We start from the raw sequence: 16,356 nt of genomic DNA, 5'->3' as shown, positions 1-16,356 counted from the left end.
TATACAAAACTCCACAATAGCGTCATTCAATTACTGATGGTTATTAGCAAATTAATGTAGGATATTGTCATAAAAAGACATACATTTGATCAATAACCCTTATTATTTGCAAAAACTCAGTTTTGAATAATTAAATATAAATATAATATTCAAATATAAAAATAAAATGAAGCCTCATTTTCACAAAATCCCGAGTACGCCTCAAAGTTCGTTCAGTATTCGTCATGATGTTAAACCAGACTTCGGAAACATCTGGCATTACCATCCGGAACTGGAACTTCACTATATTATAAAAGGTGAAGGTGTCCGGTTTATTGGTGATAACATCAGCAATTTTACACAGGGTGAAATGATATTACTGGGCGAGAACCTGCCGCATACCTGGCGCTGCAAGGATGAGTACTTTCAAAATAATCCCGATTTGCATGTAGAAGCGATGGTGATCCAGTTTTTACCTGATTGTTTGGGTAAATACCTGTTGAACCTACCCGAGGCTTACCTGATACCCAAACTGTTCGAGAAAGCAAAAAGTGGGATGGTAATTAATGGTAAGACCAGGGATAAACTGGCCGGCCTAATGAAATCGGCTATCGAGGCCACCAACCTGGACCGGATCATCATTCTGCTCTCTATTTTAAAAACACTGGCAGAAACCGATGAATATGCTGGTATAGTAACCGGTAAAAATACTTTTTATCAGAGCAACGAGTCGGAAACGCAGCGGATCAATAAGATCTGCACTTATACCATGACCAATTATAAAAAGGACATTACCCTGGAAGAAATTGCTTCATTAAGTAACCTGAGCATTACTTCTTTTTGCAGGTATTTTAAACTGATGACCAAAAAAACCTATTACGATTTTCTGATAGAGATCCGTGTAAGCCATGCCTGTCGCTTTTTAATTGAAAATAAACTGCCTACAGAAATGATCTGCTTTGATTGTGGCTTCAACAATGTGTCTAATTTTTACAGACATTTTAAAAAGGTAACAGGCATGACCCCACTGGATTATAAACGCAAGTATCTGAACGAATAACCGTTTTAAATCAGGACAGGAATGTCCAGCTCATTTTTCAAACTGCTGTAATCGGCAAACAGTGCTTCTATTTCCTTAACTACCGAAGTGTTAAAGGTTCCTACATCCCTGCGGGTAAAGGTTGAAATGTTCAGGCCTCTTTTTTGAAGGAAATATTTGGATACAACCGGATATACGTTGTGCATAACATCCATATTGTCGATCATGAATTTTTGCACACGCTGTACTTCATCTTCGAGCCGGGCATCGTTGTAGTGTTTGCACAACCACACAATGAGTTCAGGGAAATAATTACCCTGGATGCAGGATAGACCTGCTGAACCTGCTTTTAAAGAATCTACAGCATGTACCATATAAGCATCATACAGTCCAAATTTTGGAAAACCCTGTGTAACTGCCAGTTTTTCTTTGATCTGGCCAAGATCCAGACAGGTATCCTTATGATAAATTACCCTGCCAGTTTCCACAAATTGTTGCAGCTGACCCGCATTTAATGTTCTTTTATAAGGTACCGGACATTCGTAAAAACCAAGCGGAATATCTTTTGTCTGGCCGATCAGGTCAAAAACCCTTTCATCAAATACAGCATCTGTTTCATATTCGGCAGCCAGCAGACCTGCAATAATAATTACCGCCTCTGTACCCAGATCATTCACCCGTTTTACAAAATCGGCCTGTTTATTGATCTCTCCGCCAAATGTACCTGTAGCCACTACAGGTACGGCCCCATCGGCCACCTTAATGACATGACGGATCACTTTTATTCTTTCTTCATCGCTCAGTTCAAACATTTCGCTTGACAAACAATTGGCGAATAAGCCTGAGGCTCCGGCCTTTAAGTATACTTCTGTAAGCTGGGTAAGTGCATCGTAATCTATATCCCCATTGCCAAAAAAAGGCGTAAGCATGACCGGGATGAACCCTTTTTGTGAGTTTTCCATTTTATATTATGTAGTAATTTTTATATTTATTTCAGACAGCTCCGGTGCTAAACCGGCATGTTTCCATCAGCAGATTTTAAATTTCTATTTTTCAGTTTTGTTAACAGTACGCCTACCAGGAAAATACTGAGGGTACCAATTACAATGATCATATTTTTATGGAGCGGGTTGCGCAAAAACTCATATTGCGCTGGCAAAAGTGCAGAGAATGTCATCCAGATGATGACCACAATGCCGATCATGGTAGCAATAAATGCTTCATGGTTTTTGGTTTGCCTGCTGGCTATGCCCAGTAAAAACAAGCCGAGCATACCCGCAGCGAAAATACCCGACAGCTCCCACCACACATCAAGGATGCTCTTTACACCAATCATAGCAATACCTGCGCCCATCCCTAAAAGCCCAAATCCAACGGTAGCGATATGCAGGAGCGACAGGTTTTGTTTTTCAGTGATATCGGGTTTAAAATATCTTTTATAAATATCGACGGTAAACACTGTAGCTGATGAGTTCATCCCCGAGCTTATGGTGCTCATGGCAGCAGAAAGAATGGCTGAAACGATAAGACCAACCAATCCGGCGGGTATTTTTGTGACCATAAAATGAGGCATGATCTTATCACCATAATCGGCAGGCTGTAAAGTTTTTTCCAGATCTGTTATTTCTGTAACAGAAGCATTTAAAGGCAAACGCTCTACCGCTACCTGGTGTTTTATGCTTGCAATCAGATCAGGATTTACTTCATAATACGCATACAAAGCAGAGCCTATAACAAAGAACATCAGGGAGGCAGGTACATATAACCATACACATAACCAGATAGATCTGGAAGCTGCTTTTGAAGAAGAAGCTGTATGATAACGCTGCACATAATTTTGGTCCATACCAAAGTTGTTCAGGTTGATAAAGAAACCATACAATAAAACCACCCAGAAAGAGGAACTGATAAAATCGGGAGAAAAACTACCCAGACTAAACTTATCGGCTGATTTACCTATCTCAATTACTTTAGACACCCCGCCAGGCATATTGGTAATGATGAGATATAAGATAAGCAAGGCTCCAAAAGTTTTGACTACAGCCTGAACCACTTCTGTCCAGATCACAGCTTCAATACCACCAAGCACCGTATAAATAATAATACAAACCCCCATTACCACCATGATCATTTGCATGGAATATCCGGTAAGTGCCTGTAAGCTTAAGGCAATCCCAAAAAAGATAGAACCCATACGGGCCAGCTGGGTAAGTAAAAAGCAAACTACGGCATAAGTGCGTGCCCATGCGCCAAAACGATGTTCCAAATGTGTGTAAGCAGAGATTTCGCCTGTACTTCGGTAAAAAGGTACAAAGTATTTTGAAGCCACCCAGGCGGCCAGCGGCATGGAAAGGCTAAAGACAAAGGCATTCCAGTTGCTGCCAAAAGCTTTGCCCGGCACGCCTAAAAAAGTATTGCTGCTCAAAAAGGTAGCATAAATGGACAAGCCGATGGCCCATCCAGGTATCAGGCCCGAGGCCTTGGTAAACTGGTCAGAGTTTTTGTTGTTGCGGGAAAAATAAATCCCTACCAATATCATTCCGATAAGGTAAATGACAATTATAACAAGATCGAAAATAGGGAGACCCTTCATTTTGGCGATTGGCTGATTTATAAATTGGTTAAAGCAAATATCTACTTGCCGGTATCTATATTAATATAATATTTTCGCTATATGTTATAATATCTTATCTTATTTCATCTGGTTATTTTATAAATAATCAGATTATTGTACATCAACCGCATCAATGCTAAGCCCTGCTGCATCTTCTGCAATCAGGCGGACCTTATAGCTACCTGCATTGATCATGGTACCGGTATTGGTACTAAAGTAATTCCATTTTCCTTTTTTTGCAGGGCTGAATGCAATGGCTTCTGTCGGTTTCAGCACGGTTCCATCCATGGTCAAAACTTCTATTTTTCCTTTCAGTATGTGTTCAAAAGGGTTATGGTATTTAACGGTAATCGAATAGGTATCGGCAACGCCAACACTGATGGTAAATTCCAAAACGTCGCCCGAGGGCTTTTTAAAGGTAACACGTTCCTTTTCCATCAATATTTCCTTAACCAGACCTTCTCCTTTTAAAGCTGCATCTGCAGCTTTGTAGCTGGTTACCGCTTTCAGGTCGTAGGCCGGCTGCATATTGGTTTTCGGTAAAACTGCCAGGGTATACATACTTGTATTCGCTGCTTTTGGCCCAGGTACAATATGCTCTCCTTTTACAGCATGTTTGCGGTACACTTTAAATGTGGTACCTGCATTGTTTGTGATTGTGCTTTTGGTATCTTCATACCCCTGCAGCCAGTCGAGCTGGGCTACAGCATCTGCTGCTACATATACATCTGCATCACCGGAAACCTTAAATGCTTCGGCAATGGCCGATTGCCCTGCTGTCCGGATCCATTCTGCTCCGTACAGGGCAGATGGAAGACTGGTAAAAGCTGCTTGCCCATCGCTATATTGCTGATCGCCCAGATCCATCCAGGTGGATATCTGTATAGCTTTTAAAGGTTCAATAATAGCATTGCTCTGTTTAGCGGGAATAATATTTTTATTTACCGATGCAACAGCTATTGCAGAAATAAGGGCTTGTCCGGATTTTACCCGGGGGAAAGAGAGCAACAACGTTCCACCTTTAACCCTGGCTTTAACTGTCTTTTTTAATGCAGTATCGTGTCCGGCCACCGCCCAGATGTCCACATCCTTCAATAAGGTATTTCCATTGATCGCCACATCAAACAAACGCATCCCCTTTGCGTCCATTCCACCGCCTGTACCCAGCCAGGGCTCAATAAAATAAAGTTCTACCAGGTATTCACCGTCAGGTACAGGAAAATGGTAAGAAAGCTGGTCCCTGCCGTAACGGAAAGACTGGAACAGCGGCCAGTCTGCAGTTCCTTTGACGGGATCGAAGGTACGGCGCTGACTGGCAAAAAAAGCCGGCATACCAGGAAAACCAGCTGTCCAGGATACCGAACCAAAACCACCTTTGGTCAAAGCACGGTCGGGCGACCATAATTGTCCGTTCTGGTCTTTATACTCGGGTCCGCCGCAATTGATACGGTACAGGTACTGGTATCCTGCCGCGGGTTTAGTAATATTTTCAGCCCCCTTATTGAACTCCTCAAAATGAGGTGATTTAGGCAAATTATTTAACACAATATAATCTTTGGCCACTGCCTTACCATTTACATAGCCAATGGCATAAAGTACATTGTATTGTATATCGACCGCATCCCACTGAAAATGGGTACCTGTACCAGCACGTTTTCTTTTACCCAGTGAAATGGCATTTACATCATTAAACAACTCCACCTCATCGCAATTGGAGTAAATGGTAATGCTATCCTTTTTGCCGGGTTTCAACCACCTTTCGGGCCAGGTATGCGATACGATATACACCATAGGTTCCGTTTCCTTTGGGGCATAATTGGCCCTGAACATATAAAATACATCCAGAGGTTCTTCCCAGGGGGTAAACAGGCCTTTATAATTTACAGGCCCTACCCTGTCCAGTTCCCTTAAACCTTCTCCTCCCTGTACCCTGCCCGGATTATCGTGCGAACTGAATAGCCAGAAGTAATGTCCGGCTGTTTTATCTTTTACAGATTCGGCCAAACGTACCTTGGTTTCCATCAGCTGGGTCATATTGTTTTCACTATATGGGCCCTTTTGCATAAAAGGCCCTTCTGTATGTAAATCAAGTGTGCGCCATGCTCCATACTCTCCTATCAGGACCTGCCGCTGCACATCTTCTGCATAGGTTAATGGATCACCACCATAGGTACCGGTCCAGTTTTGCGGCACGTCCCAGTCTGTTCCTTTACCACCGTTACAGGTGGTTACTTTTCTTTGTGAAGAAGCCGTTGGATCCAGCCGTCGGATCAGCTCTGTACATTCCCTGGCAAAATCTTCGGGCAGGGTGCTTTCATTTTCCAGTCCCCATAACACAACTGATGGGCTGTTCCTGCGTTCTTTAACCCAGTCTGTAAGCAAATTTTTAAAGTTTTTTCTGAATTCCGGTGTATCGTACCAGATGTGTGCGGCCATTTGGGTCCAGGACAAAATGCCAAGCTTATCCCAGTATTCCTGATAAAGCAGGTTATGCGGTTGGTGTGCATCACGAAAAGCATTGAAACCTGCTGCTTTGATCTGCATCACGCGCGAACGGATCTGCTCGTTACTGAAAGCATGACTTTGTCCGATCAGGTGCTCATATTCGGCTACTCCATTGATAAAAACAGGTTTACCATTTAATAAGAACCGTCTCGCATCTGCCGGATTTTCACCTACAGGCCAGCTGATCCAACGGATGCCATAAGGGTTGTCTACCTGGTCTATTACTTTTCCATTTTCAATAACAGCCGTCCTGAGCGTATATAAATATGGATTTTCCAAAGACCAAAGCTTAGGATTGCTGATTTCATTGTCCTTTTGTGTAAAACTGAAGGTTGTTTTTCCGGAGAGTTTGGCCGAACGGCTAAATTCTTTAACCTTGTGGCCGGCCTGATCTAAAAGTGTATGTACAATAGTAATGTCCCTACTTTGCAGGCTGTAATTTTTTAAAGTAGTTTCAAAGTTCAGCAATGCCGATTTTTCAGAAACCTGATCGTTGTTCCAGATATGTACACCAAAAGGTTCAATCCTGACATCGCTGGTGATCAGCAGCTGTACCGGTCTGAAAATACCCATCGGCTGCGAACCCTCGGAAAAACCACGTTCCGTTGAACAGCCGCCATCTACCCAGGGTAAATCACGGATATTGGCCGGATGGTCTGCACGCACCGCCAGCACATTGGGCTGGCCATTCAGTTTAATCGCTTCCGTTACATCCAGTGTAAAGGTGGTACGCCCACCCGCATGGTAACCTACTTTTTTCCCGTTCAGCCATACGGTGGCATAAGAACTTACGCCCTCAAAATATAAGAAAAACCGTTTACCCGCTTTCTGTGCTTTATTGACAAAAGTTTTGCGGTACCATGCATAGCCATGCCTGTTGCCATGCAGCATGCGGCGATAACCCTCATACTGGTCCCAGTTGTGCGGAACATCTACCGTTTTCCAGCTTTTATCGTTAAAACCTACAGCTTCAAATCCTTTGTATGCGTTGATATTCGTATCATCTGCAATGCTTTGCCATCCCTGATTCAATGCGATGCTTTTGCGCTGGCCTGTTTGTGAAAAAACTGTAAAGCTTGTCAGCATACAAATCAGAAAGGCCACAGCACTTCTTCTACTCATAATTTCTCTAAATCTCCGTTAAATTTATAGCTTGCCCCTCGCTGAGTGGCAATACTGGTAATCTTATTTCCGTAGCGCAGTAAACAAACACCACCTGTTTTTGAATAGACCTCGACTGCGCTTAATGCACCATCTTTCCATTTAAAGTTCAATACAAAGCCCCCGCGTGCACAAATTCCTTTTACCTCACCTTCCGGCAAATCCGCTGGTAAGGCCGGCAACAGTTCCACAAACTGGGTATGGCTTTGCAGCAGCATTTCTGCAATGCCTGCGGCTCCCCCAAAATTGCCGTCAATCTGGAAAGGTGGGTGTGCATCAAACAGGTTGATGTAGGCTCCGCCACCCTTTGCCGCGGGGCTGATCAGCATTTTAACCATTTTCATGGCATGGTTACCGTCCTTAAACCGTGCCCAGAAATTGATTTTCCAGGCCAGGCTCCAGCCTGTACCTTCATCGCCACGGTAAATTAACGACTGCCTGGCTGCCTTCATCATGTCGGGTGTATCCCAGGTAATGTCATTGCCCGGATGTACGCCCCATAAATGCGAAACATGGCGGTGTTTATTGGTGGTATCATCTTTATCTTCCAGCCATTCCTGTAGCTGACCATATTTACCAATCTGATTTGGTGCTATCAACGTTATTTTTTGCTCCAGTGTTTTTTTAAAATCAGCATCAACGCCCAAAAGCGCTGTTGCAGCAATGCAGTTCCTAAAGAGGGTACGGATGATCTGATGGTCCATAGTGGGCCCGGCTACGAGTCCCCCATTTTCAGGAGAATTAGATGGTGTACTGATCAGCCAGCCTGTTTTGGGATCTTTAATTAAAAAGTCGTTAAAGAAAACGGCTGCCTGTTTCATTACCGGATAGGCTTCATTTTTAAGGAAATTTAGGTCCTGTGTGAAAAGGTAATGTTCCCATAGGTGCTGACTGAGCCATCCTGCGCCAGACACCCATATCCCATGATTTGAGGCATTAATAGGGGCTGTACCATTCCAGAGGTCTGTATTGTGGTGCAATACCCAACCCTTAGCATTGTAATGCACTTTAGCTGTTACTTCCCCGTTTTTTGCCAGCGCATTTATTTTCCGGATCAGGGGTTCGGCCATTGCAGACAGGTTCAATACCCCCGTTGGCCAGTAATTCATTTCGAGGTTAATGTTGGTGGTATATTTACTGCCCCATGGTGGGGTAAGCAGCTCATTCCAGATGCCCTGCAGGTTTGCGGGTTGCGTTCCCGGCCGGGAACTGGAAATTAACAGGTACCTGCCATATTGCATAAATAAGGCGGCAAAAGCGGGGTCATGCCCGTCCGAAAACTGTTCTATCCGTTCGTCTGTTGGCAAGCTTGCTTTACTGTCGGGCCCAAAACTGACTGAAAAAGCAGGATAGTATTTCTGGTATTCTTTGATGTGTGCCGCTTTAACCTGGGCATAGCTCTTTCCATTTAAGCCGGTCAGTGCTTTAACAGCTGCACTGGCTGGGTTGCCCGAAACATCTTTGTCATTTACAAAGCTGGTGCCGGCCGTAAGGTAAAGTGTTACGGCATCCGCAGCAACAATACTGATCTTATTGGCCGTAACCAGTAACTTTCCTTTAGTAATGATGGCTTGCAGGCGGCTTTCGCCCTTTAACACGCCATCCCTCACCTTTAAAGAAAGTGCAATGGTATTGGCATTTATTTTCTTAACTCCTGAGTACTTATGCGGACTTCCCAAAAGGGCATCAAAACTGATGCTTCCTTTTTTATCGGCCGTTAAACGTATCACAATTGCCTGATCGGGTTGCGAAGCAAGATATTCCCGCAGATAGTTTATGCCCTTTAAGGTGTAGGTGGTACTGGCAACTGCTGTGTTCAGGTCCAGTTTCCTTTTATAATTTGTAACCGCTTCATTTTCGGTTTTAAAGCTCAGGTACAGGTCGCCAAATGGCTGGTAACTGGCCTGAAACTGAGGAACCAGCGGCGGTTCATCATTCTGCACCTTATATTTCCATTCTTTAACCAGCGACACTCCATTTCCCGGTGCATCCTTCGGATAGACCGCAATGGCTTTGCTTGTATCTTTATAACCTGCCAGTCCACCTTTATCAAAATAATTGAGTACCTGTATAGCAATGGTATTTTTTCCAGGTTTAAGCAGTTTGGCCGGTATGGTATACTTTCTGGGTTCGGTACCATCGGTATTGCCGATCAGGGTACCATTTACATAAGTCAGGTCCTGATCACGGATACGGTTCAGGTCGAGCACCAGGTCTTTGCCCTGCCAGTTGGCCGGAGCCTCGAACGTCGTGCGGAACCATACTGCCCCATCCAGGCCCGAGAGTCCCACAGCTTCCCAGCCTTCATAACTGGGTACCTTAATGCTTTTCCAGGATTGATCGTCGTAGTTTTCAAGCGCCGGATTGCCTTGCAATCCCTTTAAAGCCTTCATGTCGCCAACCCATTTGGTCCGGTCGCCCGCCCCACTCATGCTGCCCATAAATTTCTCAGCAGCCAGCTTTTCGGCCTCCTGCTGTTTACCTTCAAAAAGCAATTGCCTGATCTGCGGCAGGTAAGCTGCAGCCCCTTTATGGTTATAATCTCTTGGACCGCCCGTCCATAAAGTCTCTTCGTTAAACTGAATGTGATCTTTTTCTACCCCTGCAAAAATCATGGCACCCAAACGACCATTCCCGATTGGAAGGGCATCCGTCCATTTTTCCGTAGGTTTAGTGTACCAGAGCTGGTAAGCAGGTTGCTGGGCAAGGGCTGTAAAACTGGTTATACCAAAACCCGCCAGCAATACTGCGGATATCTGGTTTTTTAACAGATGGATCATAATGATACAGATTAAAATTATTTAATGGTATCCCCCGAAATAACCCGTACTGCGTCTGTAACTTTCCCTTCCGTTACCACAGGAGTTTTTACATGCTTAAAGTTATTGTTTCCCAGCGTGATATTTTTAGTTTTTTCTCCACTGATTTTCAGGTACATATCTGTTCCTGCAGCCGGGAAAGCGTTGTAAATAAAGGCATCATTTATATCTTTAAGCGTAATTACAGCTGCATTTGCATGTGGTGTATAACTTTTTAAACCGTTTATAGTCAGTGCAGAAACATTTTCAGCTTTAACAGCCGGTCCTATTTCTGTATTTACCTCTACGTTATGGAATGCGATACGGCTGGCATTCCTGATGTCGAAACCTGTTTTTGCCTCCATATTGATGTCATTAAAACTGATATTTTCTATGGGCATTTCTTCCAGTCCGTTTAAATAGGCAGCTTCATTTACCTGGCCGGTAATGTTGCTGAAATGAATGTTCCTGAACCTTGGCGTACGTTCGGAAACCGGTTCTAATGTTGTTTTAGCATACTGCAGATCGAGCACAATTGCCTGTTGTTTTATATTCTTCATGATGATGTTGTCTACCCTGATCTCTTCGACTATGCCACCCCTGCCGCGTGCAGATTTAATACGGATCCCGCGGTCTGTTCCATCGAATACACAATTGGAAATGCTGATCTTTCGTACATCACCAGACATTTCACTGCCTATCACTACACCGCCATGGCCCGATAACATGGTGCAATTGGTAATGGTATAATTCTGTGCCGGCGCTGCCATTTTCCGGCCCGGTGCATCCTTGCCCGATTTAATGGTAATACAGTCATCACCCACACTGATATGGCAATTGGAGATGTGTACATTGTTACAGGATTCAGGATTAATCCCATCTGTATTTGGTGCAAAAGAACCCGGGTTATTGATAGTTACCGCATGTATGGTTACATTTTCACAAAACTCCGGATTAACCGTCCAGAATGGGGAATTGCGAATGGTTATCCCTTCAATAAATACATTTTTACAGTACATGGTCTGAATAAATGGCGGACGCAGGAAGCCCCTTTTCATCTGCTTCGGATCATCCGGCAATAAGATCTCCCTGTTCAGGTCGTCGAACATATATTGCCATTTAGAACGTGGCTGGTCTGCTTTATACCCTTCTACAAAATCCCACCATTTTTTACCATGGCCATCTATAATACCACGCCCGGTAATGGCAATATTTTCAGCTTTATAAGCATAAAATAAAGGCGAAAAGCTAGTCACATCCACCCCTTCATACCTGCTTTTTACCATCGGCAAATAATCATCAAAATTATCACTGAAATGTAGTTCCGCCCCTGCGTCAATAAAAATGGTAATGTTACTTTTCAGGTGAATAGCCCCTGTAAGGTATTTTCCTGCAGGAAAATAAACCGTTCCGCCACCCGCTTTTGAAGCCGCATCAATCGCTTTTTTAATGGCCTGGGTTGCGAGTTTGCTGCTGTCGTTCCTTGCTCCATATTTCAATACATTGTAATAGGATTGTGCATTGGAACTTAAACCAAAGCTTAGCAGGCAGGTAAAAAGGACAACAATTATCTTAAATACAGGACAAGGGCTATAAAACTTCATTTCGGCTATTTTCTTGATGATCATTTCATTTTAATTACTGCAGGTTTTAAGTTTGCAGCACGATAAATTTCTTTTCCATTGGCATAGATGTATAATCCTTTGCCCTTATTGTATTTTTTACCGGTCTTGTCCCAGCGCAGCTGCAATGTTTTGCCGTGATAACTGAGGTTATCCAGTAAAAACCAGTCCCACTTCCCTTCAGGGATCAATGGCTGGAAGCCTACGGCCTGATCAGCCCTTGGTTTAATGCCAATCAGGTCGTTGATCACCAGATCGCAAAAAGTAGAATGGTTATAGAAACTGCTCCTTGGGTTATCCCCTTTCAGCCATTCCCCATTCTTTTCATCCTGGTATTCGCCCAGATAAGGTTTACCATTTTTCTGATGAGAAAGCGCATATTGATGTAGTTCATCATAAAAAACAGTTGCCGTCATTTTACCGTGATTTTTATAATTGGTAAGCAAATTTGCCAGTCCTTTTAAAGTTTGCGAACTGGCAAAAGGCCATAAGGCACCGTCCCATTCGCAGCTATGGCCGGATCCCCTTGTCCTGAATGTAGGTTCTCTCCTTTCGGCAGTGGTCAGGCCCCAGGGAGCTTTAAACCCGGCAGTATCCAGCAACTGGTCCCATGCCCTGGCATATACTGGCTGATCGGCAGGTAAATTGAAATCCCATGGCACAAAGCCAATGGCCTCACGCGCAACAGCAAGTTTTCCGTTAGGGTGCCTCGTTTTAAAAAAACTGCCTTTACTGTCCCACAGGCTATCCTGTACCAGTTTTTTAAGCTGCACAGCTTTAACATTATATTTTTCCGTTAATGCCTTATCTCCTGTAATTGCGGCAATATTGGCCAGGGCCTTTGCATTTCCATACATATAACTGCTGATGGTAGGCCTGCGGTTCTCATCTTTCCGTGACCCGCTTACCGACTCTTCCATTCCGTCCCTGACATCAAACTGCCAGAACAGGCCGCTTTTTACTTGTCTTTCTTTTTCCCATTTAGCATAATCAGCATCCAGGGCAGGCAATATGCGTTTCAAATGCGCTGCATCCGGTGTTATCAGGTAGTTCTGGTACACTGCGTCATCCAGCCAGCTACTAAACTGGTGAAAGCGCGGTTTGCTTTGACCAACATCGGCATGGTACAGCCAGAAATCTATATATTCTTTTAAATATTCCGTGTTCTTTAACCATCGCCCTTCATAAATATGGTGCCCAAGTGCACAGCTGATAGAATTGTATTTGCCTGCATGGTTAACAGGCTCAATAAACTCGGTAAAGATAAAGCCTTCAGGTGTTTTTACCAGATGCTTACGGAAAGACCACCATCGGTAATAATAGTTTTGTTCCAATACTTCATCCGGACACTCCAGCAAGGGAATATTTTGTGCCAGCCAGTCGAATGCCGCAGCATTGGGCACAAAGTTTTTCACTGCTTCTTCATCAATGGAATTAAAAAAGGTTACGTACTTTTTAAGTTTGGCCGTACCTGCAGGCAACTGCGCAGCAGCAACTCCTGTAAAAAACAGGAACAATGCCATGAGTATAAAATTCTTTATGTTCATCATTATTCAAATAACCAGTCAATGTCTTTCCCTTGCCCGTCAAGGCCCGCATTATAGATCCTCATTTCCTGCTTTTCATTGATAAAGCCAAGGATCAGACATTCGCCCTTTCCTAAAGTTAAAGTATTTGTTCCGGCTTCAAAAGTATAAGCATGTACATTGACAGGCGGGTAACCCGCCACAACCAGGGCATTGGAAATCTTTATCTCCGATTGCCCGTAATTGTTTGCACTGGCATCGGTTTCGAGTTCAGGAGCTTTAAGGTATGAGGGGCCTTTTTTATTAAAAAAACCTACCAAAACCTTCACCGGGACGGTATTACTGAACTTCAGTGTAGTACCCGTTTTTAGCTGTTCTGTTTTAGCCATTTTTACAGCCTTAAGCCCATTCAGCTGTGCCGTGAAATCCTTTATTTTAGCTGCTGAATCTGTAAATACCACCGCATCCCTGCCAATAATATAAGTTCCCTGGTCCGACAGTATTTTAACCGCTGCATTTTTAAAAGGCTGTAATACAATTGCTTTACCCTTGCCTGCCGATTTCAAAGAATCTATGCTTTTTTTAAAATGGTCCAGTTCTTTCGTAAAAACCGGCAGCATCTCTTTCCAGTGGATAAAAGTTTTATCAACGCCACGCATAGGTATTTTACGCTGTTTGGTTTGCATACTATTGGCATACAGGTAATCATTTTCTGTTAGTTTAACCAAATCAGCATAATAACTTACGCTCTTTTCTAAAAGGGGCAGGGCCTTTTCCAGGTCGGATACATCGTTTGAATATTTATAGCGTAACACCCATAGTGCCGATTTAACCTTTTCTGCATAAAAATTGGCCATGGCATTGTAGCAGTACATATCATTTTTGAGCCTTCTAAATTCTGCGGTATCACGGGTAACTGTTGCTGCCGCTGCATTTATAGCTGCAAGGGCCTGCTGTCCATGTACCACCACTTCTTTGGCAATCTGAACAGGGGTTTCTCCAATATGGCCTTGTTTTTTCCATTCTTTCTCTGCGTACTCAATGATCATCTCTCCTTCCGGGGCTTCAGATTCATACATTAAGGTAAATAAACCATAACGGTAAGGATTGATCAGCTGGGTCATCAGCATCCCCAGTGTTAAAGTCTGCCTGTTGCCATCGGTAATCCCATAGCGGCGCAACAGTTTAGGAGAAATTTCTCCTGATTCTTCATATGCGTTCAGGATGGCTTTACCACTGGCCAGGTCAGTGCCGTATTTACCAGCAAGCTCCTTTCCCCAGTAATCAATTTCCTCATTTCTGTCCCTTTTGGAATTCCAGGCATACCTGCCCCATTCCTTGTACCAGATCCAGTCCCTGTCAACCTGCAACTGCCTGGGGCCGATCTTATCAGCTGTGTATGGCCAGTCCCAATAACCCGATTGCGGGTAAAGGTGCAGTCCTTTTGCCCCATATATTTTATCCATTGCCTGTACAGATTTCTGGATAAAATTGGCAGACCCATACCTGAAAGGTTCCAGATTGGCCAGGATATGTACATTTGCAATATGTACCGGAGCAACGGCACTTAATTTTCTGTGAAGCGCTGCCCAGCTTCCCCGGGGCTCATAAGTGGTAAGCGCCTCTCCGTTAAACTTATTTTCTGTATATAAATTTTTATACAGAGGTAAGGAAGCGGTCATTACCCTGGGTGCATCGGTATCATGGGCCCTCAATACAATTGGTGGTTCATTTTTAATACCCGCAGCCTTTAAGCCATCTTTTACCCCCGGAATAATGGTTTTCGTAAACCAGTCCACATCGTCCTGCCCTACGCCTTCCATAGCTTCGCCCAAGGCCACCAGTAAACCTACATTCGGATATTTCTCTACAAAGGCGGCAATAGATTTGCGGGTATAATCGGCTATAAGAGGAATAATCGGCCTGTTACGGTCCTGCGTTTTGAGGTTGTGTTTTTCGGCAAAAGGTCTAGGGATAATGATATTGTAAAACATCTGGATTACCCAAATGCCACGTTTATCCGCTTCTTCAGTCAGAAACCGGAACATTTCTTCATTTTTCTTAAAAGTAACATCGTCTACCTCCACTGCATAAGGATAATCTTTTAACCTTACCAATGAGGCAAAAGGGTGACCGTTCCAGAGGTAAAGTGAATTGTATCGGTTCTCTACCATCATATCCAGATACTGGATCCAAAGTGCTTTATCATAAAACCAGGGGAATGTTTCCGGGGTATAAGGATATTCGTAAACATCCCTGCCCGGCAGATAGTCGGGTTTCTGGAGTCCGATACAGGTTCCGCGCAATACCATTTCCGGCTGATCTGTAAGGGCAATCTTTTCAGGTAGTTTACCTGTATTTTTTATTTCATCAGCCAGCTCCATACAACCGTATAAAGCTCCGGAAGGATCAGTACCCTCAATAACCAGGTTTCTGTTTTTAGCATAAGTGATGCTGAACCCCTCTTTTCCGGCCTGTGTACCAGTAGCGTTCATAGCCGCAGCCAAACTGTTTAACAGCTTATCGTTTTTTGTACCGATAACGATTACATTTTTTGTGGCCGGAGCTTTGTCTCTTTGTACAATATTAACATCATAACCAATTAACTTTAACGTACTTGCTAATTTACCCGCACCGAATTTAATCCTTGAACTGTTTTGAATGGGAATGACAATGGTGAGCTTGCTTTTTTTATCAACTCCGGCAGCATGCGATTCAGCATGGCTAAAAAGCGAAAGACATATAAAAATAAAAATGTGGAAATTTCTCATTTACTACAGATTTCAGAAGGCCTGAAGCTTCAAAAAGTTCAGGATATATTTGGTTAAACTATGCGAATTTCAAATATAGCAGGCAGCCCATAGTCTTTCCTGTAGCATTTCCCCAAAATACTATAGGATATTATCATCAGCTATTTCTTACTGTAAAAAAGCTGTTATATGACGTCAAATGCAGGGCATACACAACAGAACTTACACTTAAAAAGAAGTAGTCCCCCAAAATAGATTTCTTTAAGCAGCTGCCTGAAAATTCAGGCAGCTTTTTTTATGGGCAATTAATCTGTAAAAACCGGAAATATTATCATATATAAACAACTTCACCAAATAATATT

General features: G+C 43.4%; 8 protein-coding genes. 1 reads left to right on the top strand and 7 read right to left on the bottom strand.

Translation table 11 applies throughout. The features are described 5' to 3' along the window. The first annotated feature begins 166 nt into the window (after positions 1-166). The gene (locus HDC92_RS06965) at positions 167-1,039 is read left to right on the top strand and encodes an AraC family transcriptional regulator (RefSeq protein WP_015808623.1); all 873 of its coding nucleotides are present in this window, start codon (positions 167-169) and stop codon (positions 1,037-1,039) included. A gap of 5 nt (positions 1,040-1,044) precedes the next feature. Here the strand turns inward: HDC92_RS06965 and HDC92_RS06960 are convergent, their stop codons facing one another. The 7 genes from HDC92_RS06960 to HDC92_RS06930 all read right to left on the bottom strand — a co-directional run bounded on the left by HDC92_RS06960 (position 1,045) and on the right by HDC92_RS06930 (position 16,015). Next, positions 1,045-1,980 carry a dihydrodipicolinate synthase family protein gene (locus tag HDC92_RS06960; RefSeq protein ID WP_183873286.1) on the bottom strand — a complete coding sequence of 312 codons (936 nt, stop codon included), beginning with the start codon at positions 1,978-1,980 and terminating at the stop codon, positions 1,045-1,047. A gap of 47 nt (positions 1,981-2,027) precedes the next feature. Further along, the gene (locus HDC92_RS06955) at positions 2,028-3,611 is read right to left on the bottom strand and encodes a sodium:solute symporter (RefSeq protein WP_183873284.1); all 1,584 of its coding nucleotides are present in this window, start codon (positions 3,609-3,611) and stop codon (positions 2,028-2,030) included. 132 nt (positions 3,612-3,743) lie between these two features. After that, positions 3,744-7,259, bottom strand: a complete 3,516-nt coding sequence (locus tag HDC92_RS06950; protein WP_183873281.1) for a malectin domain-containing carbohydrate-binding protein — start codon at positions 7,257-7,259, stop codon at positions 3,744-3,746. Further along, a complete protein-coding gene (locus tag HDC92_RS06945) occupies positions 7,256-10,078 on the bottom strand; it encodes a glycosyl hydrolase family 95 catalytic domain-containing protein (protein WP_183873279.1) in 2,823 nt (940 codons plus the stop codon). The genes HDC92_RS06950 and HDC92_RS06945 overlap by 4 nt, the downstream gene beginning before the upstream one ends. 17 nt (positions 10,079-10,095) lie before the next feature. Then, positions 10,096-11,724 (bottom strand): glycoside hydrolase family 28 protein, encoded by a 1,629-nt coding sequence (locus HDC92_RS06940; RefSeq protein ID WP_183873277.1) that lies wholly within the window; start codon positions 11,722-11,724, stop codon positions 10,096-10,098. Then, positions 11,721-13,268, bottom strand: coding sequence for an MGH1-like glycoside hydrolase domain-containing protein (locus HDC92_RS06935; RefSeq protein ID WP_183873275.1), 1,548 nt, complete (start codon positions 13,266-13,268; stop codon positions 11,721-11,723). Before HDC92_RS06935 ends, HDC92_RS06940 begins: the two co-directional genes overlap by 4 nt. Beyond that, positions 13,268-16,015 (bottom strand): hypothetical protein, encoded by a 2,748-nt coding sequence (locus tag HDC92_RS06930; protein WP_183873273.1) that lies wholly within the window; start codon positions 16,013-16,015, stop codon positions 13,268-13,270. Before HDC92_RS06930 ends, HDC92_RS06935 begins: the two co-directional genes overlap by 1 nt. Positions 16,016-16,356: the final 341 nt, after the last annotated feature.

The sequence above is a fragment of the Pedobacter sp. AK017 genome (genome assembly GCF_014200825.1).
Classification (GTDB): Bacteria; Bacteroidota; Bacteroidia; order Sphingobacteriales; family Sphingobacteriaceae; genus Pedobacter; species Pedobacter heparinus.
Note: the sequence above shows the minus strand (reverse complement) of the source record. Positions and strands in the feature narration are given on the sequence as shown.